Origin of the sequence: Haloferax larsenii (assembly GCF_024730625.1) — an archaeon.
GTDB lineage: Archaea > Halobacteriota > Halobacteria > Halobacteriales > Haloferacaceae > Haloferax > Haloferax larsenii.
In genome coordinates this window covers 2688617-2706286 of sequence record NZ_CP078063.1, presented here as the reverse complement: position 1 = coordinate 2706286, position 17670 = coordinate 2688617, and the positions used below count along the sequence as shown (strand labels likewise).

Sequence of the window (17670 nt, the reverse complement as noted above, 5' to 3'; positions counted from 1 at the left end):
GGTCAGTCGTCGTCGCGAAAGCGCTCGGGATTCCGAACCTGTTCTGCGGCGCGGCGAAGGACGCCCGTGAGCGTGGCCGCCTCGCGCTCTGTCGGGTGGGCGCGGCCGACGAGTCGGCGCATCATCTGCGACGTCTTCACGCGCTTGTGTTCCCGGTAGTCGATGGCGTCGAGCAAGTCGTCGAAGAAGCGGTAGACGACGTCGATTTCGGCCTCGGAAGCGCGCTCTCGCTCCACGTCGGGAAGTTGTATCTCGCCGACAGTGAAACGACGGAGTTCGTACATGAGGATGGTCGCCGCCTGTCCGAGATTGAGGACAGGATAGCGGTGGTCTGCCGGGATACAGCACACCTCGTCGAGCATCCCGAGTTCCTCGTTGTCGAGACCGGTTCCTTCCCGGCCGAAGACGAGCGCGGTCTTTGTCTTCACCGACTCAAGCGAGTCGGCGACTTCGGCGGGCGTCTTGAACGGGTAGCGGACGTGCCGGGTCGAATCCTCGTGGGAGACGGCAGTCGTTCCGATGGTGTGGAATTCCTCGACGACTTCCTCTAAGGTCGTCTCGGTCGCGTTCGGGAGCACGTCCTCGCGGGCGTGGCCGGCGAATCCGTACGCCTCGCCGTCCGGGTCGAGCGGCGGTGGATTGACGAGACGGAGGTCGTAGATACCGAAGTTCTTCATCGCCCGAGCGATGGTGCCGACGTTGCCGGGCGTCTCGGGTTCGACCACGACGACGACGAACTCGTGGTCCGAGTCGTCGCCAGCCGTCGGAGTCGAGGCTGCGTCGTCGTTCATTTGGTCGGGTAGTCGGTGTCGAGGTCGATGTCGTCGAGGTCGCCTTCTTCGAGGGGCGTCGAGTCGTCGTCCTGCGGGCCGTACTCACGCAGGTTGATTCGTTCGCCCTCGAAGCCCTCTTCGAGACGGCGCTGAATCTCGGACGCGTCCGGCGGCGACGGCAGGTCGTCAGGGTCGGTCTCGACGTGTTCCATGCCCGCGTAGCCCTCCGGGGCGCGGCCGTCGTCTACGAACCACTCGTGGAAGGCGTCTGCGAAGATGTCGTCGCCCGCAAGTTCGCGGCCGCCCGCTTCGCGGAACCAGTAGAGGAAGTCCGGTTCGTGTTGGGAACACAGGAGCACTTCTTCGCCGGGTTCGCCGTAGACGATGGCTGCCTGCCGACACTGTTGAATCTCTTCGTCACCGTGGACGAGATAACAGGCGTCACACGGTTCTTCGACGAGTTTCACGAGTCGAACGAGGCGCTCGCGGGCGTCTTCGGGAATCTCGTCGAGCGGTTTGAACTCACCCTCTTCGGAGAATATTTCGGACTCCTCGAATCGCCACCCTCGGAGTCCAACACTGACCTTCGCCATAGGCCAGCGTTACCGAGCGACGGATAAAAAGAGCGTGATGCCGGTCACGACTTCGAGAGATACCCATCGAGCGTGTCGAGGTTCGCCGTGGCCATTCGCTCGGTCACGGGCACGTACCCGACTCGTGCGGGCACCGTCGACATGGACTGTTGAAGGTAGTAGCGAACGAACGCGGCGACCTCGGGGCGCGACAGTTCGTCCGCAGCGACGTAGATGTACAACGGCCGAGAGAGCGCCCCGTAGGTATCGCTCTTGGCGTGGTCCGGCGACGGCGACACGCATCCCGACCCTTCGTCGATGGAGACCGCTCGCACCGCGTCCTTGTTCTGGAGGTAGTACGCGAGGCCGAAGTATCCCATCGAGTACGTGGCGTCGCTGACGTTCCGGGCGATGACGTTGTCCTGTTCTGTCGTCTCGTGGTCGGTCCGCTGGTCGGTGTCGGACCCGAGGACGGTCTCACCGAAGTAATCGAACGTTCCCGAGGCGGTCGTCGGGCCGTAGAGGTCGAGCGGTTCGTCGGGCCACTCCGGTCGAACGTCACTCCACGTCGTTGCACCGCCGACGCCCCAAATGTCGGCAAGTTCGTCCAGTGTGACGCAGTCTACCCAGTCGGCATCGGGGTTGACGACGACCGTGATGGCGTCGATGGCGATTTGGAAGCCAATCGGCTCGACGCCTGCGCGCTCGCACGCGGCGACTTCGTCATCGGCGATTGCTCGACTCGCGTCGTTGATCGCGGTTCGGTCCGAACAGAAGAAGTCCGCAAATCCGCCGCCGGTCCCGGTCGATGTGACCGAGACCGTGACCTCGGAATGCTCCTTCATGAACGCGTTGCCGACGACGAGTGTCAGCGGGTAGACGGTGCTGCTCCCAGCAATTCGGATGCGTCCAGAGAGGTTTTCTGGGGTCGCGGTCGCCGTGGACTCGTCTGCGGGCGTGCTTGCTTCGCCACCGAGACAGCCCGTGAGTGCGGTGAGTCCGAGAGAGCCAAGCGTTCCGAGGGCTGTCCGGCGATTGACGTGCGCTGTGCTTCGTGTCGAGGGGTCTGTGGGTGTCGAGTCAGTCATTTTTGGCGGGCGAAGGTGTCACGTCCGATTGCTGCATGCGATGCGCTCATACGATGGAGGCTGCGCTCCCGACGTTCGATTCGACGTCGGCCACGTCGGTGAACTCGAAGCGCGCGCCGCCGTCGGTGGCCGTCTCGATGCTGATGGTCCAGCCGTGGGCGTCGGCTACTTGTACGACGATTGGGAGGCCGAATCCGGTGCCGCCGTTGGCACGGTTGGTCGTGTAGCCCGGTTCGAGAACCTCGGACCGGTCCGCAGGGTCGATTCCGGGACCGTCGTCTTCGACGTAGAAGCCGTGTGTCTCAGAGAGCGCGCCGATTCGGACGCTCACGTCGTGGCCACCGTGGTCGACCGCGTTCCGAAAGAGGTTCTCGAAGACGTGGCCGGCGAGGTTCGGGTCGGCCGCGAATCGAAGCGAGTCGTCGACGGTGAGTGTCGCGTCCTTGGTATCGACGTGCGACCACGCCCGCTGGGCGACGTCGTGTAACGTCACCGGGAGCGTGTCCTCGACCCGACTCTGGAGCGCGAGAACCAGCGCGTCGTCGATGATGGCGTCGATTCTGTCGAGCGACTCCAAAAGCGGGGCGACGTGGTCGCTCGCGACGTCTTCTTCGAGGAGTTCTGCGCGCCCAATCGCGACGTTGAGTGGGTTTCGAAGGTCGTGTGAGAGCACGTGTGAGACAGTCTTCAGTTGCTCGTTGCGCGCCTCGACTTCGTCCATCATCTCGTTGAACGACCGGCCGACGACCGCCATCGCCTCGCTTTCGTCGTCCGGGTCGATTCGTTCCGTGAGGTCGCCGTCGGCGCAGGCCTGCATCACCTGGGCGTAGGTCTCGGCGGTTCGTTCGAGATGTCGACGGCGACGCTCGGAGGCCTCCTTTTCGGCCCACGCCTCTTCTCTGGCGTCTTCCGCCTCTCGTCGCGCTCGCTCGGCCGCGACTATCTGGTCACGGAGCGACGTGCGCATCACGTCGAACGCCTCGTAGAGGTCCCCAAACTCGTCTTCGCGGTCGCGCTCGATGGGGACGTCGAGGTTACCATCGCGGAGCGCAGTCGCTTTCGCGGCCAAGGTCTGCACCGCGTCGACGGTGTCACGACCGATGGTAGCGGCGATGACGCCCGCACCGATGCCGACGACCAACAGCGTGGCGAGAATCTGCGTGAGGATGTCTGTCCGAAGCGCGTAGGCCGAGTCAGTCGGGACGCGAGACGTGACGACCCACGCGTGCGCATCGAGGTGCGCATAGCCGACCTCGGTCGAGGTTTCCTGCAGCGACACACCCGAGAGGTACCCCGAGGAATCACCGTACTGCGACCCGTCTAGGCTGTCGGAACTCAGTATCCGTGATTCGTCTTCGGCGAGGACGACGGTCCCCTCGGGGTCGACGACGACGAACCGGCCGTCGGCGTTGTCGTGGAGGTGTGCTCTCGAGAGCGATTCGAGGTTCGCAACGGCGATGACTGCGCGGTTCGGTTCGGCGGGGATGGCCGTCGCAAAGAGAATGACCGGCGCGGCGTCCGGCGAGGGACGGAACGGGTCGGAGATAACCACGTCACCCTGCGTTCGTTGCGCCAGCGCGGTGAACTCCTGTCGGCCGTAGTACTTCGTCACCGACTGTGCCGAGGCGATGCTGGCACTCCCGGTGCCCGTGATGACGGTCTCGTTTTTCGTGTCGATGTAGTAGGCCGCGTCGATGTCGCTGTCGCGTTCGACCACCGACCAGAGGTAGAGACTGATCTCGCGCTGGTCGCCCGACTGGAAGGCCGCAGACTCCGAGAGCGAACGCATCTGCACCTCCATTCGAGTGAGCCACTCATCGAGGTTCTGCGCTTGAATCTCGGCGTCCGCAACCATCTCTGTCCGCGTCTCGTCGCCGATGACGTCGTTCGCGTGCACGTACGAGTACCCGCCGACGAGCGCAATCGCGAACGCCACGACGCCGAGGACGAGGACGAATTTGACAGCGTACCGCTGTCTCACGAACCGGGGAAGGAGACGCGATTTCATCACTAGACGGTTCCACGCGTCGTCATCAGTGGCGCAGTACTACCTCGCCGAGTTCCTCGGTGAGAAGGTCGTCGCGGGCGGCGTCAGCACGCCGGCTGGCGGCACGGTACTCGGCTTTCAGTTCGGCGAATTCGTCCGACATCGAGAGTGAACTGCCGTCACAGGCCGCTTCGAGGACGGCTTTCTTCCGGGCCAACGCGAAGAACTCGCGGACGTGCTCGTCGTACGACCGCCGGGTGAGCAGGTCTCGAACCGTCGAGGTGAGGTCCTCACGTCCGACCGGTTTCACGAGATAATCGTCGAACGGCATCTCGACGATGTCAACGTCGGGTTCGACGCCAGTGACCATCACGACCGGGCAGTCGTAGCCACGAGCACGGAGGTCCTCCAGAACGGCCTCTCCGCTTCGGCCGGGCATCTCTCGGTCGAGCATGACGACGTCGACATCGTGTGCTTCGACGACCTGAAGCGCGTCGTCGCCACCCGCGGCGGTGTGCACGCTGTACTCGTCTCGTAACCACGCCTCGTAGAGTGCTGTCAAGGAAGGCTCGTCGTCGACGGTGAGTACCGTTGGGAGTTCATCGCCAGTCATGAGGGTTCGTGGCGTCAGCCCACAGACGCCAACTTGTTTTCAAGCAGACCAGATAGTTACTAAGTGGTTGCTATGAGAACTCAATAGGCCTCATGTGCACTGGCGAGACGGTTCTCACCCGGTCGGGACGGTACTCATTCGGCCGAGACGATGCTGGCCCGGACGAGACGATACCGACGCAGTGTGTCACACGCGGCCGCAATCGTCCAATCGTCAGACCCTCGTCCGACGCTGACCGTTCGACTAAGAGAAAACTTATACCATCCGACTCTAAAACGGTCCTGTGGACGCCGGAAGGGCACGCGGGTAGGGGTACACGAGTGCCATTCCGGCCCATACAGTTACACTCCTGAGCCACAGCTATGATGTACGCAATCGAACGACAGCGATGAAATTCACCACGTGGAACCCGGTCTATCAGTCGATTTTGGACGACCTCGGATACGACCGCGAGGGAGACGAGCGCGCCCGCGACGTTCTCGCATCGCTCGCGACCCCGTTCGACCGCGACCGACTGGACTGGACCGGCCAAACCGTCGCTATCTGCGGTGCAGCCCCGAGACTCGACGACGACCTCGACCGCCTCGAGGGTGCTGACGCCGTCGTCGCCGCCTCGACTGCCGCCGACGTGGTGCGCGAGGCAGGCTTCGACCTCGATTTGATGGTGACCGACGTAGACAAAAATCCCGAGACCGCGGTCGAATTGACTGAATCCGGGACGCCCGTGGCTGTCGCTGCCCACGGCGATAACATCCCGGTCCTCCGCGAGTGGGTGCCGAAGTTCGACGTTGACCACGTCCTCCCGACGACGCAGGCCGAGCCAGTCGGTCCCGTCGTCAACTGGGGTGGGTTCACCGACGGCGACCGGGCGGCGTTCATCGCCGACGAACTCGGAGCCGACGAACTTCGATTTGCTGGCTGGGACTTCGACGACCCGACTGTCGACCCGGAGAAAGCGCGGAAGTTAGCGTGGGCCGAGCGACTGTTACGGTGGCTCGAACGGCGACGCGGCGACTCGTTTTCGATACTCGACGGGCGGCGAGAGAGCATCGACCCGCTGCCGTAGGAACTCAGCTTGGTTGGTTCTGCATAGAGACTCAGCTTGGTTGGTTCTGTACAGGGGTTCAGCTCGACGGGTTCTGTGTTGGGGTTCAGCTCGACGGGTTCTGCGCCGGGCCTCTGCTCGGTTCGGTCTCCGAGACCCCGCTATCCGACCCTGACATCTCGGCGTCGAACAGTTCGGCGTCACATCCTCGGCAAGTCGCCGTGACGCGGTACGTGGTGTCGTTCGTCCGGACCTTCTCGACGAACACGTCTCCGTCACACGTGGGACACTGCTGTAAACTCAGTCTGAGCGCCCCGAGGACGCGGTTTCGGTCCGGCGTGGAGAGCCGCCACCACGCGGGGTACTGTCGGCGGAACGTCGTGACGGCCGTCAGGTCGGCGACGAACGCGGCACGAGAGGCCCAGCGGCCGATTTCACCGTCGTCGAGGCGAGCGACTAATCCGCGTTCGTCCCAGACGAGTTGGACACGCGAGTTGGACACGCCGAGCAAGTCAGCCAGCGCGCCTTCGTCGTGTTCACGGTCGTCCATCTCGACCATGTTCGTTCGCCACTTCGACCGGAACTGCTCCGATAGCGACGGCGTCTTCGAGGACTCTGCGGAGAACACGTTGGCAGCGCGAAGCGACGCGGTGAGGTCGACGCGACCATCGAGTGCGAGTGGTGTGGTCGATTCGGGCGCCGGAAGCCCCGGTGGGGCTGATTTGCGCCTATCTTGGTATGCAAACCCAAAGACGACGGCGGGTGGGAGAATGCCGAGGAACACTCCGAGCGGCTCCCAGACGAGCCACCCGAGAATCCCACAGAGGAGCGCGAGGACTACGAGTGGAACGAACTCGGCCGCCCGGAGCGGGGGCTGGAGAACGTCCAGTTCCACAGAAGGCTGACGCCCGGACATGTCAGCTACGAGGCTCTGTAGCCGTATAGGTATAGACCGCGTACACCAGATATCCAGAATATAAACGTGTGGTACACCCTGAAATCGGTGGATAACGTACTATTAGGAACGAATGTCAGATTACGTAGGTATTCTGGGATTATACCATCTGGATACCGAATCACTACCTCGGCAGATGCACACTGTCGCACGCCGAGTAGGCCACCGTTTTTCTCGTTTGGAACTGCATACCACCACGACCGCCGACACATTCAGGTGCAGTCCGTCCTGAGGCGCGGATATGCAACTGCACTGGCACCGGCGGGACCTGCGAACTGCCGACAATCGCGGGCTCGCTACAGCCGCCGCGGAGGACGTCGTCGCTCCGCTGTTCGTGTTCGACGACGCAGTTCTCGAACACGCGGGGTCGCCTCGGGTCCGATACATGCTCGACGCCCTCGCCGAACTCCGGGCGTCGTATCGTAGTCGAGGAAGTGACCTCCTCGTCGCTCGTGGCGACCCCCGGTCTCTCGTCCCCGCCGTTGCCGACGCGCTCGATTCCGACCGAGTCGTCTGGAACGTCGATTACTCGGGACTCGCCAAAGAGCGGGACTCCGACGTGCGACTCGCACTCGACGAGGCGGGAACCGACCGCGAGACAGTCCACGACGCCATTATCTTCCCGCCGGGCAGTATCACGACGAACGCGGGCGACCCCTATTCGGTGTACACGTACTTTTGGAAGAAATGGCGCGACCGCGACAAGCCAGACCCGTTTCCTGACCCCGACGCGACCGACCTCGCCGACGCGGAGACCCTCGAATCGGCCGTCTCCTCGGTCGAGAACGTCACGGTCGGGTCGCTGCCGACGCTCTCCGACCTCGGGTTCGACGCCCCGGACGCCGACGTGATTTCCGCGGGAACCGAGGCGGCACGAGCCAGACTGGCTGACTTCTGTGAAGACGACATCTACCGCTACGCTGACGACCGGGACTTTCCCGCACGCGGCGGGACGTCGCGCCTCTCGACGGACCTCAAGTTCGGGACGATTGGCGTCCGCGAGGTGCTCGCGAAGACAGCGGCCGCCCGAGAAGGCGTCGGTGGCGACCGCGACGAGTCGGTCGAGGAGTTCCAATCGCAACTCGCGTGGCGCGAGTTCTACACCCACGTCCTGTGGTTCAACCCGAGCGTCGTCTCCGAGAACTACAAAGAATACGAACACGATATCCAGTGGCGCGACGACCCCGAGGAGCTGACGGCGTGGAAATCTGGACACACCGGCTATCCCATCGTCGACGCCGGGATGCGTCAGCTTCGGGAAGAGGCGTACATGCACAACCGCGTTCGGATGATTGTCGCGTCGTTCCTGACGAAGGACCTGCTGTGCGACTGGCGACACGGCTACGCGCACTTCCGGGAGTATCTCTCGGACCACGACACCGCGAACGACAACGGCGGATGGCAGTGGGCCGCCTCGACGGGCACCGACGCCCAGCCGTACTTCCGCATCTTCAACCCGATGACGCAGGGCGAGCGCTACGACCCTGACGCCGAGTACATCAAGCAGTACGTCCCCGAACTGCGCGAGGCGAGCGCGAACGCCATCCACGAGTGGCACGAGTTGAGCGAGACGGAACGAAACCGGGTCGCACCCGACTACCCCGACCCAATCGTCGACCACGCCGAGCGACGGGAGATGGCGCTCTCGATGTTCGAGACGGCACGCGGCGACGACTGAGTGGACCGTCGCCGCAGCACGAACGGCTAACTCGGTTCGACCCGATTGCCGAGATATGCACGTCTCGATTCTCCTCTACGACGGCTTCGACGAACTCGACGCCGTCGCCCCGTTCGAAGTGTTCCAGAACGCCGGTGCATTCGGTGCGGACTGCACGGCGAGACTCGTCGCGCTCGACGACCGCGACACAGTCACCGCGAGTCACGGGATGCGCGTCGGAATCGACGGTATTCTCGACCCCGACGCAGACGACCCTGACCTTCTCGTCGTCCCCGGCGGCGGGTGGAACTCCCGCGCCGAAGAGAGCGCGTGGGCCGAAGCCGAGAAAGGCGACATTCCCGATGCGATTGCGACCCTTCACGAGTCGGGGACGACCGTCGCGGGCGTCTGTACCGGTGGGATGCTGCTCTCTCGCGCTGGAATCCTCGACGGGCGACCAGCGGTGACACACGGCGACGCGCTGGACGACCTCCGAGCCACCGATGCCGACGTGGTCTCGGCCCGCGTCGTCGACGACGGCGACGTGCTCACTGCTGGCGGCGTCACCTCCGGTCTCGACTTGTCGCTTCACGTGGTCGAACGCGAGTTCGGTGCCGACATCGCCAATCGGGTCGCACGGGAAATCGAATACGAGCGACGAACGACTCCGTTCGAAGGCTGACAAGAACAGGTAGTCGACCCCAAAATCGGGCGAGAAAATACTTCTCGAAAGTCGGAAAATCACCAGACTGCGACCGTGTATTCGTGCCTTATGGTAGCACACCACTCCTCAAGATTTAACATGTTTCCGTCCCACCCAAAGTACGGAGGTTATACATTATGAGCTACGAACTCGACCCGCTTCCGTACGAGTACGACGCGCTTGAACCACACATTTCCGAGCAGGTGCTGACGTGGCATCACGACACCCACCACCAGGGCTACGTCAACGGCTGGAATGCCGCTGAGGAGACGCTCGAAGCGAACCGCGAGGCTGGCGAGTTCGGCTCGTCCGCCGGCGCGCTCCGTAACGTCACCCACAACGGCTCCGGACACATTCTCCACGACCTCTTCTGGCAGAACATGTCGCCGGAAGGCGGCGACGAGCCTGCGGGCGCGCTCGCCGACCGTATCGCGGAGGACTTCGGCTCCTACGAAGCCTGGAAGGGCGAATTCGAAGCCGCAGCCGGTGCCGCCGGCGGCTGGGCACTGCTGGTGTACGACTCGTTCTCGAACCAGCTTCGAAACGTCGTCGTCGACAAGCACGACCAGGGCGCACTCTGGGGCTCGCACCCGATTCTGGCGCTCGACGTCTGGGAACACTCCTACTACCACGACTACGGCCCAGCCCGCGGTGACTTCGTCTCGGCGTTCTTCGAAGTCGTCGACTGGGACGAACCTGCTTCCCGCTACGAGCAGGCCGTCGAACTCTTCGAGTAACGCCCAGAAAACCCCGATATTTCTTTCGACTGCTCGCACCTGACGCGAAGCGCCGTCGTGTTCGTCGCTACGCTCTCTGCTGTCTGCTACACCCCGAGTCGTGACGCCGGGCTCAGTCTTCGAGAAGTGCCTCGACGTCGAGGTCGTCCGCGACGTCCTGGATGCGGTCGTTCAGCGCCGCGAAGTTCCGCCCGGTGTCGGTCGCGTCGAAGCCCGCGAACACGCCGACCGGCTTGTCGCCGACGAACGTCCGGAACTGCTCGAACGTGTCGAAACCGCGGATGGTGTAGCTGTAATCTGCGTAGTAGAGTGCTTCGTAGGTGTCACGGGTGATGTACCCGTATCGCTCGTTGTCGACGAGGTGAGAGACGTCCACGTCCGCGATGGCTGTCTCGATGTCGTCCCTGAGGTATAGCGGTTGGTGCCCGTCTCGGTCGAAGACCCAAACGTCCCGAAGCGCATCCCCGCCGAACTCCCGGAAGACTTCGACGAATCGGGAGGCTGCATCGCTCATTACCTCCGAGTCTCTCGTATCGTGTGATAAAGGTTGTCTTATAAAACATATGATAGCATACCGGAAGGACGGGTCGGCGGGATTTTCCCCATCGGCCGAGAAGCGACGAGTATGCCGAAGCCGAAAGACGACTTCGACGCGCTGTATGGGTACCTTCTGTACGACCCGGTGGACGTTCTCGACGCCGACTACATGTACACAGTTCCCGAGATTGCGCGGATGCTGCAGGGCCTCGACCCGACGACCGACCTCGACGACGAGACGGAAGACCGACTCGTCGAGTGGACGATTCCGTGGATTATCGCCAACGAGTCGGACTTCGTCATCAACGACCCACGCGGCGACGAACCGGGGTACTTCGGTCTCCACCCGGACGTCGTTCCCGAGGAAGGCGAAGAGTAGCGCACTGTCACGGTCCAGTCGCCCGTTTTCTCGACCATCGTCGCCCGTTTTCTCGACCATCGTCGCCCGTTTTCTCGACTCTCGTCACTCGTCCTTTCGACCATCGTCACTCGTTCTCTCGAAGTGAGATTCTCGCAAACGGTTATTCATCAAGCGAGTGTCGTTTCTAACGACGATGGCTCAGTTCGACAACAAGGTAGCAGTGGTGACCGGTGCAGGCTCAGGGATTGGCCGAGCGACCGCAGAAGCGTTCGCACGGGAGGGAGCGAGTGTCGTCGTTTCCGACGTCGACGTCGAGGGCGGCGAAGAGACCGTCTCGCACATCGAGGCGGCTGGTGGACAGGCGACGTTCGTCGAAACGGACGTGACAGACGAGGACGCGGTGGCCGCCATGGTCGAGACGGCCGTCTCGGAGTACGGACGGCTCGACTTCGCCTGCAACAACGCGGGCATCGGTGGGGAGCAAAAGCCGACTGCCGACCTCTCGTTCGACGAGTGGGAGCGAGTCATCGACGTGAACCTCCACGGCGTATGGCGGTCGATGCGGTACGAAATTCCGGCGATGCTCGACGGCGACGGCGGCGTCGTGGTCAACATGGCGTCGATTCTCGGGCGCGTCGGGTTCGAGAACGCCAGTGCCTACGTCACCGCCAAGCACGGACTGCTCGGACTGACGAAGACCGCGGCCATGGAGTACGCCCAGAAAGGCGTCCGAGTCAACGCAGTCTGTCCCGGCTTTATCGACACGCCGCTCCTCTCGGAAGGTGGCCTCGACGACCCGGAAGCCCGCAAGGGAATCGAGGCGATGCACCCGATGAACCGACTCGGAGACGTGGACGAGATTGCCTCCGCGGTCGTGTGGCTCTGTTCGGAGGGCGCGTCGTTCACGACGGGCGAGGCGCTGACCGTCGACGGCGGGTACACGAGCCGATAACAGGCGATGGTCGCTGGGTGGTGAACGTAGCTACTGACCCATCCGCGCGGCTTTCGCCGCGAGTTCGAGGTCATCCTGCGGTCGCGTGACGATGCTCGGTCCGTGGCCGACGTGAATCTCGGAGAGGTCGTCGCCGACGACTTCGCGGAGTGTGTCGATGCTCTCGACGAGTAGCTCACGGTCGCCTTCCGCGAGGTCGGTGCGGCCGAACGCGCCGTTTGCGAACACGAGGTCGCCCGCGAAGCAGATTCCCGACCCCTGGGAGTAGAAACAGAGGTGGTCGTTTTTGTGCCCCGGCGTGTGGACCGCCTGATACACGTCGTCGCCGATTTGGACGCGCTCGCGGTCTTCGATTCTGTTGTCGACCGCGTTGTAGCCGGTGTCGTAGCCCCACGTTTCCACGTCGAAGGCGTCGCGAACGGCGTCGACGTTGCCGATGTGGTCCGGGTGGGTATGGGTGAGGTAGACCGCATCGAGACTGTCGGTTACCTCGCGGATTTTAGGAACGATGTCGAAGTTGGCACCGGTATCGACGAGTGCTGTCGTCTCGCCTTCGACAAGGAACACGTTACTCGTGAAGGCTTGCACTCCCTGCGCGAGGTTTCGAATCATAGGGCAGGGTAGGGCGAGTGGGGTCTTCGATGTTGTGGGCTTGTGGGCTGAACAGACACCAACTGGCGAGAGCCTTTTAGTGGTAAACTTCCCGAAAATCTATACCGACGCTTCACTACTGTACTGATATGAGTGAGGCCCACGCCCCAGATACTCCTGAAAACACAGTCACAATCGTCAAAGAGGATGACTGGTTCGTCGCGACAGACGAGGCTACGGGTGTGGCTAGCCAAGGAAAAACTCGCTCTGAAGCACTTGCAATGCTTGCAGAGGCAATCGAGCTCCATGAATCACCACTCTCAGCAGTCGAAGAGGAATCTGTCGACACACCCGACGCACCCTGGTTCTAACCCCTACCCTTTGTCAATCAGGCAGCCACTACAGCAAGGAACTCCTCAAATCAGGGGTATTTTTACTACAGACACTAACGGGAAACTACTGTGTCACGGCGGACATTCAGTGGCCAAGAGGTTGTCAAAGCCCTCCGGAAAATGCGATACCGTCCCGCTGGGCGAACCGGGAGCCATGTCCGTCTCGTGTACAAACACCCAGATGGTGAAACGCGTCGTGTGACGGTTCCGATGCACAAAGAGATCGCAACGGGAACCTTACGGAAAATCGCAGAACAAGCCGGTGCAAAGGATTTCGACAGTTTCTGTGATTGGATTGACAATCTTTCGTAAGCCGTTTCTACCCACTAAGGAGAGTCAAACAGCACAAGCGAATTGATGGGTATTAGTAGGCCCCAGCAACGACCAAGAACAAACCCAGGGAACACCATATGCGCCAATATCTCGACCTCGTCACGGACGTTCTCGGCACCGGCCAGTACAAGCCCAATCGGACGGGCGTAGACACCATCTCCGGGTTCTCGAAGCACTACGAAGTCGACCTTCAGGAGGGCTTCCCGCTTCTCACGACGAAGGACCTCTCCGGATTTCGCTGGAACTCGCTCATCCACGAACTCCTGTGGTATCTCTCTGGCGAAGAGCACATTCGGAACCTCCGCGAGGAGACGGGTATCTGGGACGCGTGGGCCGACGACGAGGGGAATCTCGACACGGCCTACGGGCGCTTCTGGCGACGCTATCCCGTTCCGGAAGACGGCTTGCCGGGCGAGGCGTGGCCCGACGAGAGCCACCGCTGGATGAACGACGAGGGTACCTTCGACCAACTCGCCTACGTCCTCGACACGCTTGACGAGAATCCCAACTCTCGCCGGATGGTCATCAACGCGTGGCACCCCGCGAACGCGGCCGTCTCGACGCTCCCGCCGTGTCACTACACGTTCGTCTTCAACGTTCAGGGAGACCGGCTCAACGTCCACCTGACGCAGCGTTCGGGTGACATCGCGCTCGGTATCCCGTTCAACATCGCGGCGTACGCGATTCTCGCCCAAATCGTCGCCCAACGGAAGGGGTTCGAACTCGGGAAGTTCGCGCACACGATTGTCGACGCCCACGTCTACTGCGGCACTGGCGAGCGCGGCGCGTGGTACGGCGACCACCTCGACGAACTCCAGTCCCGACTGGCGGACGTCGAGTCGCGAGAGGACTACCTCGACGTGCGCGAGTGGCTTCTCGACACCGCGCCCGAGGAAGCCGAGGGCGAAGAACACTACGACCACGTGCCCGGACTGCTCCTGCAGGCCTCGCGCGAGCCTCGTGAGCGCCCGACGCTCGACGTGGCCGACGTGCCACTGTCGGACCTGACGTTCGACGATATCGTCCTCCGCGACTACGACCCGGCAGAGGGAATTCGCTTCTCGGTGGCCGAATGACGGGCGACACTACTGAGGAGGGCACGTCCGGGAATGGCACTGCCGAGGGGACCCCCCAGTTCGTCCTCGTCGCCGCCGTCGCCGCGAACGGCGTCATCGGCCGCGACGAGGGCATGCCGTGGCACCTCCCCGAGGACATGAAGCACTTCAAGCAGACGACGATGGGCCATCCGGTCGTCATGGGGCGGACGACCTACGAGAGCATCGCCCGGCAGATAGACGGCCCGCTGCCCGGTCGCCACAGCATCGTCCTCACGAGCCGTGATATCGACCTTCCGGACGGTGCGGAGACGGTGTCGTCGCTGGACGAGGCTGTCGCCGCTGCCGAAAACGCCGCGGACGAGATGGGCGTCGAGACGGTCTACGTCGTCGGCGGGGCGACCGTCTACGAGCAGTTTTTCGACCGCGCCTCGAAACTCGTCCTTACCGAACTCGATACCGCCTACGACGGGGATACGCACTTCCCCGAGTGGGACACCGAGGAGTGGGTCGAAATCGACCGCGACGACCGCGACGAGTTTTCCTTCGTGGAATACGAGCGACGAGATGGAGCGGAGGACGAACGATGACAGATTCCATCGACACCGAGTGGGAGTACAAAATCATCCGAACGAGCGACGGCGGCCTGTTCAGCGGCGACACTGGTCCGATGGAAGACGCGCTGAACTCGCTGGGTGGCGATGGCTGGGAACTCGTCGATACCATCTCCGACTCCCGCGGGGCGGGTGCCGGAAGCGGACAGACGGCACTCGTGTTCAAACGGCCGCAATCGTAAGATTGTGAGCGTAAGGCCGCAAGCGTAACCAGACTGACGGGCGTACTTGGGTGGACCCCTGTCACCGTCAACGTTCACCCTTCGAGCGTTCTGAAGAGTGGATTCGACCCGTCGTTCTCGATTGTCACCAACTCCTCGCCGTCGACCGTCACCGTGAACGACTCGTACTCGCTCGGAACCGAGACGACCGCATCCAGCTTCGTTCTCGGGGTGCAGTCCTCGCTGGGGGGCTTCTCACTGTCTTCGTCTGGACTCGTCGTGAGTCGGTAGACGTAGACGCCGTCTGCCTGTTCCTCGACCGTGCCCTCGATTCGGACGCTCGGCGCGTCGTGAGTGAACGTGCGGTTGAATACGAATGTCGTCCGGTCGCCTGCCGGTGCGCGAGCGACCCACGAGGTCGGCGCGGATTCGTCGGGCCCGAGACACCCCGTCGCGGCCGCGGTAGACGAAGTGGGTGAGACAGTCAGGTCAGTCGGCGTGGCGAACGCGACGACGCCAGCGCCGACGACCAGTCCGACGAACAGCGCTGCGAGCACCGCGGTCGCCGGGTACGAAGTGGAGGGCATATCTGAATAGACGGTCCGAAACCCGATAAGAGAGGGGTGTGCTGCCGATAGGTTATCCGAGGCTACCCTCCATTTCGAGTTCGACCAATCGGTTGAGTTCGACCGCGTACTCGATTGGGAGTTCTTTCGTGATGGGTTCGATGAACCCCGACACGATGAGTTGCTTCGCCTCGTCGTCGTCGAGACCGCGCGACTGGAGGTAGAACACGTCCTCGTCGCCAATCTTCCCGACTGTCGCCTCGTGGGCGACATCCACCCGGTTCTCGTTGATTTCGATGTGAGGCATCGTATCCGAGAGCGAGTCGTTGTCGAACATCAGCGCGTCGCACTCGACGGAACACGACGAGTCGGTCGCTCCGTTCGAGATGCGGACCAGACCGCGGTAGTTGGTGCGGCCGCCCTTCCGGGAGATAGACTTCGAAACGATGGTCGACTTCGTCTCGGGGGCGTTGTGGTAGACCTTCGCGCCGGTGTCGATGTTCTGGCCCTCGCTGGCGAAGGCGATGGTGATGTGATTGTCGGAGGCGCCGCGACCCTTGAGAATTGTCGCGGGATAGAGCATCGTCACTTTCGAGCCCATCGAGCCCGAAATCCACTCCATACGACCGCCTTTGTCGACGAGCGCGCGCTTGGTGTTGAGGTTGTAGGTGTTCTTCGACCAGTTCTGGACGGTCGAGTACTGCACGTGAGCACCCTCCTTGACGAACACCTCCACGCAGCCAGAATGGAGGTTAAACACGGCGTACTTTGGCGCGGAACAACCCTCGATGTAGTGGACCTCGGAGTTCTTCTCGGCGACGATGAGCGTGTGTTCGAACTGGCCCATCCCCGCGGAGTTCATGCGGAAGTACGCCTGTACCGGCATGTCGACAGTGACGCCCTCGGGAACGTAGACGAACGAGCCACCGGACCAGATGGCACCGTGAAGCGCGGCGAACTTGTTGTCGCTCGGAGGGACGCACTTCGTCATGAAGTACTCCTCGACGATATCGGGGTGGTCGCGGACGGCCTTGTCCATGTCCATGAAGATGACGCCCTTTTCTTCCCACTGCTCGCGCATGTTCTGGTAGACGATTTCGGACTCGTACTGCGCGCCGACGCCGGAGAGAGCGTTCTTCTCCGCTTCCGGGATGCCGAGTTTGTCGAAGGTGTCCTTGATGTCGTCCGGCAGGTCGTGCCAGTCGCGGACGCCACCCCGTGTCTCGACGTCGGGTCGGATGTACGGAATGATGGCGTTTACGTCCACCTCCGAGAGGTCGGGTTGGCCGGGCCAGCCACTCGGCATCGGCATCTTCTGGAACTGCTCAAGGGCGCGGAGACGCCGCTCCAGCATCCACTCGGGTTCGTCTTTGTCTTCGGAGATGACTCTGACCGTCTCCGCTGTCAGACCCTTCTCGACCTCGAAGGCCGACTTTTGTTCTTTCTTGAAGTCGAACCGGGTCTGTACGTCAGTATCTTCGAAGTGTTTCTCCTCTCGGGTGCTCATACGTTCGGGTATCGGCACCCGAACGGTAAGAGCATGTCCGCTCTACAGCCCCTCACACGCGTGAATACAAGATAGTCTGCCAGACGAGGACGTAGTCCGTCAGGCGAGATCAGTGTTCTCGTCTGGTTCGAACGCGCCACTTTCATCGACTGCACTCCCCCTCCACGTCAACCAGTGACAGACATACAACATATATTCGAGGACGGCGTACGGGGCGGTATGGGTGCTCGATTCGAAGTCTACGCGGACGCAGAAGGGAAGTATCGCTGGCGACTCGTCCACGACAACGGGAACATCCTCGCCGACTCCGGGGAGGGGTACGCGTCGAAACAGAAGGCCAAACAGGGGATAGAGAGCGTGAAAACCAACGCACCCGACGCCCCAGTCGTCGAGAAGTAACCGCGGACGCGTGAACCCCACACCCCTGCCGCGTGTGGAGGCTTTTTCCGCCTCGGGAACGGACCACGGGGT

Annotated in this window: 22 protein-coding genes; 12 read left to right on the top strand and 10 right to left on the bottom strand. The window is 62.5% G+C overall.

Going from position 1 to position 17670, the window contains the following annotated elements:
- Positions 1-2: 2 nt before the first annotated feature.
- Genes KU306_RS14045 through KU306_RS14025 form a run of 5 tightly spaced genes read right to left on the bottom strand, consistent with a single transcriptional unit; the run spans position 3 to position 5033 of the window.
- Positions 3-791 carry an RNA methyltransferase gene (locus KU306_RS14045; RefSeq protein ID WP_258302310.1) on the bottom strand — a complete coding sequence of 263 codons (789 nt, stop codon included), beginning with the start codon at positions 789-791 and terminating at the stop codon, positions 3-5.
- Positions 788-1366: a DUF8114 family protein gene (locus KU306_RS14040; RefSeq protein ID WP_007543764.1), complete on the bottom strand. Its 579-nt coding sequence runs from the start codon at positions 1364-1366 to the stop codon at positions 788-790. Before KU306_RS14040 ends, KU306_RS14045 begins: the two co-directional genes overlap by 4 nt.
- 44 nt (positions 1367-1410) lie before the next feature.
- Entirely contained in the window at positions 1411-2433 is a 1023-nt protein-coding gene (locus KU306_RS14035; protein ID WP_258302309.1) for a PstS family phosphate ABC transporter substrate-binding protein, read from the bottom strand.
- A gap of 46 nt (positions 2434-2479) precedes the next feature.
- The gene (locus tag KU306_RS14030) at positions 2480-4441 is read right to left on the bottom strand and encodes a HAMP domain-containing sensor histidine kinase (RefSeq protein ID WP_258302308.1); all 1962 of its coding nucleotides are present in this window, start codon (positions 4439-4441) and stop codon (positions 2480-2482) included.
- Positions 4442-4466: 25 nt separating this feature from the next.
- On the bottom strand, positions 4467-5033 hold the full coding sequence (locus KU306_RS14025; RefSeq protein ID WP_258302307.1) for a response regulator: 567 nt from the start codon (positions 5031-5033) through the stop codon (positions 4467-4469).
- A gap of 388 nt (positions 5034-5421) precedes the next feature.
- On the opposite strand from KU306_RS14025, the gene KU306_RS14020 reads away from it, so the two are divergent.
- The gene (locus KU306_RS14020; RefSeq protein ID WP_258302306.1) at positions 5422-6099 is read left to right on the top strand and encodes a 6-hydroxymethylpterin diphosphokinase MptE-like protein; all 678 of its coding nucleotides are present in this window, start codon (positions 5422-5424) and stop codon (positions 6097-6099) included.
- 85 nt (positions 6100-6184) lie between these two features.
- On the opposite strand, the gene KU306_RS14015 is transcribed toward KU306_RS14020, so the two are convergent.
- On the bottom strand, positions 6185-6994 hold the full coding sequence (locus tag KU306_RS14015) for a DUF8054 domain-containing protein (protein WP_258302305.1): 810 nt from the start codon (positions 6992-6994) through the stop codon (positions 6185-6187).
- Positions 6995-7274: 280 nt separating this feature from the next.
- On the opposite strand from KU306_RS14015, the gene KU306_RS14010 reads away from it, so the two are divergent.
- From KU306_RS14010 to sod, 3 genes are all read left to right on the top strand, one after another.
- A complete protein-coding gene (locus KU306_RS14010) occupies positions 7275-8711 on the top strand; it encodes a cryptochrome/photolyase family protein (RefSeq protein ID WP_258302304.1) in 1437 nt (478 codons plus the stop codon).
- A gap of 55 nt (positions 8712-8766) precedes the next feature.
- Positions 8767-9372: a DJ-1/PfpI family protein gene (locus KU306_RS14005; RefSeq protein ID WP_007543774.1), complete on the top strand. Its 606-nt coding sequence runs from the start codon at positions 8767-8769 to the stop codon at positions 9370-9372.
- Positions 9373-9530: 158 nt separating this feature from the next.
- On the top strand, positions 9531-10130 hold the full coding sequence (gene sod / locus KU306_RS14000; protein WP_258302303.1) for a superoxide dismutase: 600 nt from the start codon (positions 9531-9533) through the stop codon (positions 10128-10130).
- A gap of 112 nt (positions 10131-10242) precedes the next feature.
- Here the strand turns inward: sod and KU306_RS13995 are convergent, their stop codons facing one another.
- Entirely contained in the window at positions 10243-10644 is a 402-nt protein-coding gene (locus KU306_RS13995; protein WP_007543776.1) for a DUF7522 family protein, read from the bottom strand.
- A 111-nt stretch (positions 10645-10755) separates the two neighbouring features.
- Here KU306_RS13995 and KU306_RS13990 point away from each other — a divergent pair, with 111 nt between their 5' ends.
- On the top strand, positions 10756-11046 hold the full coding sequence (locus KU306_RS13990; protein ID WP_258302302.1) for a DUF5827 family protein: 291 nt from the start codon (positions 10756-10758) through the stop codon (positions 11044-11046).
- 175 nt (positions 11047-11221) lie between these two features.
- Complete coding sequence (locus tag KU306_RS13985) at positions 11222-11980, top strand: SDR family oxidoreductase (RefSeq protein ID WP_074796878.1); 759 nt, start codon at positions 11222-11224, stop codon at positions 11978-11980.
- A 30-nt stretch (positions 11981-12010) separates the two neighbouring features.
- Here KU306_RS13985 and KU306_RS13980 read toward each other — a convergent pair whose 3' ends face one another.
- On the bottom strand, positions 12011-12592 hold the full coding sequence (locus KU306_RS13980) for an MBL fold metallo-hydrolase (protein WP_074796876.1): 582 nt from the start codon (positions 12590-12592) through the stop codon (positions 12011-12013).
- A gap of 128 nt (positions 12593-12720) precedes the next feature.
- On the opposite strand from KU306_RS13980, the gene KU306_RS13975 reads away from it, so the two are divergent.
- From KU306_RS13975 to KU306_RS13955, 5 genes are all read left to right on the top strand, one after another.
- The gene (locus KU306_RS13975) at positions 12721-12942 is read left to right on the top strand and encodes a type II toxin-antitoxin system HicB family antitoxin (protein WP_007543781.1); all 222 of its coding nucleotides are present in this window, start codon (positions 12721-12723) and stop codon (positions 12940-12942) included.
- 141 nt (positions 12943-13083) lie between these two features.
- Positions 13084-13275, top strand: coding sequence for a type II toxin-antitoxin system HicA family toxin (locus KU306_RS13970; RefSeq protein WP_425499545.1), 192 nt, complete (start codon positions 13084-13086; stop codon positions 13273-13275).
- 98 nt (positions 13276-13373) lie between these two features.
- Positions 13374-14372 carry a thymidylate synthase gene (gene thyA, locus KU306_RS13965; RefSeq protein WP_258302300.1) on the top strand — a complete coding sequence of 333 codons (999 nt, stop codon included), beginning with the start codon at positions 13374-13376 and terminating at the stop codon, positions 14370-14372.
- On the top strand, positions 14369-14941 hold the full coding sequence (locus KU306_RS13960) for a dihydrofolate reductase (protein WP_007543785.1): 573 nt from the start codon (positions 14369-14371) through the stop codon (positions 14939-14941). The genes thyA and KU306_RS13960 overlap by 4 nt, the downstream gene beginning before the upstream one ends.
- Positions 14938-15147: a DUF4177 domain-containing protein gene (locus KU306_RS13955; protein ID WP_007543787.1), complete on the top strand. Its 210-nt coding sequence runs from the start codon at positions 14938-14940 to the stop codon at positions 15145-15147. The genes KU306_RS13960 and KU306_RS13955 overlap by 4 nt, the downstream gene beginning before the upstream one ends.
- Before the next feature lie 74 nt (positions 15148-15221).
- Here KU306_RS13955 and KU306_RS13950 read toward each other — a convergent pair whose 3' ends face one another.
- Together KU306_RS13950 and sufB are read right to left on the bottom strand one after the other, a co-directional pair.
- Positions 15222-15713 (bottom strand): hypothetical protein, encoded by a 492-nt coding sequence (locus KU306_RS13950; protein ID WP_258302299.1) that lies wholly within the window; start codon positions 15711-15713, stop codon positions 15222-15224.
- Between the two features lie 52 nt (positions 15714-15765).
- A complete protein-coding gene (gene sufB, locus KU306_RS13945; protein WP_258302298.1) occupies positions 15766-17199 on the bottom strand; it encodes a Fe-S cluster assembly protein SufB in 1434 nt (477 codons plus the stop codon).
- Positions 17200-17418: 219 nt separating this feature from the next.
- On the opposite strand from sufB, the gene KU306_RS13940 reads away from it, so the two are divergent.
- A complete protein-coding gene (locus KU306_RS13940; protein ID WP_007543792.1) occupies positions 17419-17598 on the top strand; it encodes an HVO_2922 family protein in 180 nt (59 codons plus the stop codon).
- The last annotated feature ends 72 nt before the right edge of the window (positions 17599-17670 follow it).

Bases quoted from the DNA above. Each gene is read 5' to 3' on its own strand.
- KU306_RS14045 (WP_258302310.1), bottom strand. From the start codon at position 791: ATGAACGACGACGCAGCCTCGACTCCGACGGCTGGCGACGACTCGGAC.
- KU306_RS14040 (WP_007543764.1), bottom strand. From the start codon at position 1,366: ATGGCGAAGGTCAGTGTTGGACTCCGAGGGTGGCGATTCGAGGAGTCC.
- KU306_RS14035 (WP_258302309.1), bottom strand. From the start codon at position 2,433: ATGACTGACTCGACACCCACAGACCCCTCGACACGAAGCACAGCGCAC.
- KU306_RS14030 (WP_258302308.1), bottom strand. From the start codon at position 4,441: ATGAAATCGCGTCTCCTTCCCCGGTTCGTGAGACAGCGGTACGCTGTC.
- KU306_RS14025 (WP_258302307.1), bottom strand. From the start codon at position 5,033: ATGACTGGCGATGAACTCCCAACGGTACTCACCGTCGACGACGAGCCT.
- KU306_RS14020 (WP_258302306.1), top strand. From the start codon at position 5,422: ATGAAATTCACCACGTGGAACCCGGTCTATCAGTCGATTTTGGACGAC.
- KU306_RS14015 (WP_258302305.1), bottom strand. From the start codon at position 6,994: ATGTCCGGGCGTCAGCCTTCTGTGGAACTGGACGTTCTCCAGCCCCCG.
- KU306_RS14010 (WP_258302304.1), top strand. From the start codon at position 7,275: ATGCAACTGCACTGGCACCGGCGGGACCTGCGAACTGCCGACAATCGC.
- KU306_RS14005 (WP_007543774.1), top strand. From the start codon at position 8,767: ATGCACGTCTCGATTCTCCTCTACGACGGCTTCGACGAACTCGACGCC.
- sod (WP_258302303.1), top strand. From the start codon at position 9,531: ATGAGCTACGAACTCGACCCGCTTCCGTACGAGTACGACGCGCTTGAA.
- KU306_RS13995 (WP_007543776.1), bottom strand. From the start codon at position 10,644: ATGAGCGATGCAGCCTCCCGATTCGTCGAAGTCTTCCGGGAGTTCGGC.
- KU306_RS13990 (WP_258302302.1), top strand. From the start codon at position 10,756: ATGCCGAAGCCGAAAGACGACTTCGACGCGCTGTATGGGTACCTTCTG.
- KU306_RS13985 (WP_074796878.1), top strand. From the start codon at position 11,222: ATGGCTCAGTTCGACAACAAGGTAGCAGTGGTGACCGGTGCAGGCTCA.
- KU306_RS13980 (WP_074796876.1), bottom strand. From the start codon at position 12,592: ATGATTCGAAACCTCGCGCAGGGAGTGCAAGCCTTCACGAGTAACGTG.
- KU306_RS13975 (WP_007543781.1), top strand. From the start codon at position 12,721: ATGAGTGAGGCCCACGCCCCAGATACTCCTGAAAACACAGTCACAATC.
- KU306_RS13970 (WP_425499545.1), top strand. From the start codon at position 13,084: ATGCGATACCGTCCCGCTGGGCGAACCGGGAGCCATGTCCGTCTCGTG.
- thyA (WP_258302300.1), top strand. From the start codon at position 13,374: ATGCGCCAATATCTCGACCTCGTCACGGACGTTCTCGGCACCGGCCAG.
- KU306_RS13960 (WP_007543785.1), top strand. From the start codon at position 14,369: ATGACGGGCGACACTACTGAGGAGGGCACGTCCGGGAATGGCACTGCC.
- KU306_RS13955 (WP_007543787.1), top strand. From the start codon at position 14,938: ATGACAGATTCCATCGACACCGAGTGGGAGTACAAAATCATCCGAACG.
- KU306_RS13950 (WP_258302299.1), bottom strand. From the start codon at position 15,713: ATGCCCTCCACTTCGTACCCGGCGACCGCGGTGCTCGCAGCGCTGTTC.
- sufB (WP_258302298.1), bottom strand. From the start codon at position 17,199: ATGAGCACCCGAGAGGAGAAACACTTCGAAGATACTGACGTACAGACC.
- KU306_RS13940 (WP_007543792.1), top strand. From the start codon at position 17,419: ATGGGTGCTCGATTCGAAGTCTACGCGGACGCAGAAGGGAAGTATCGC.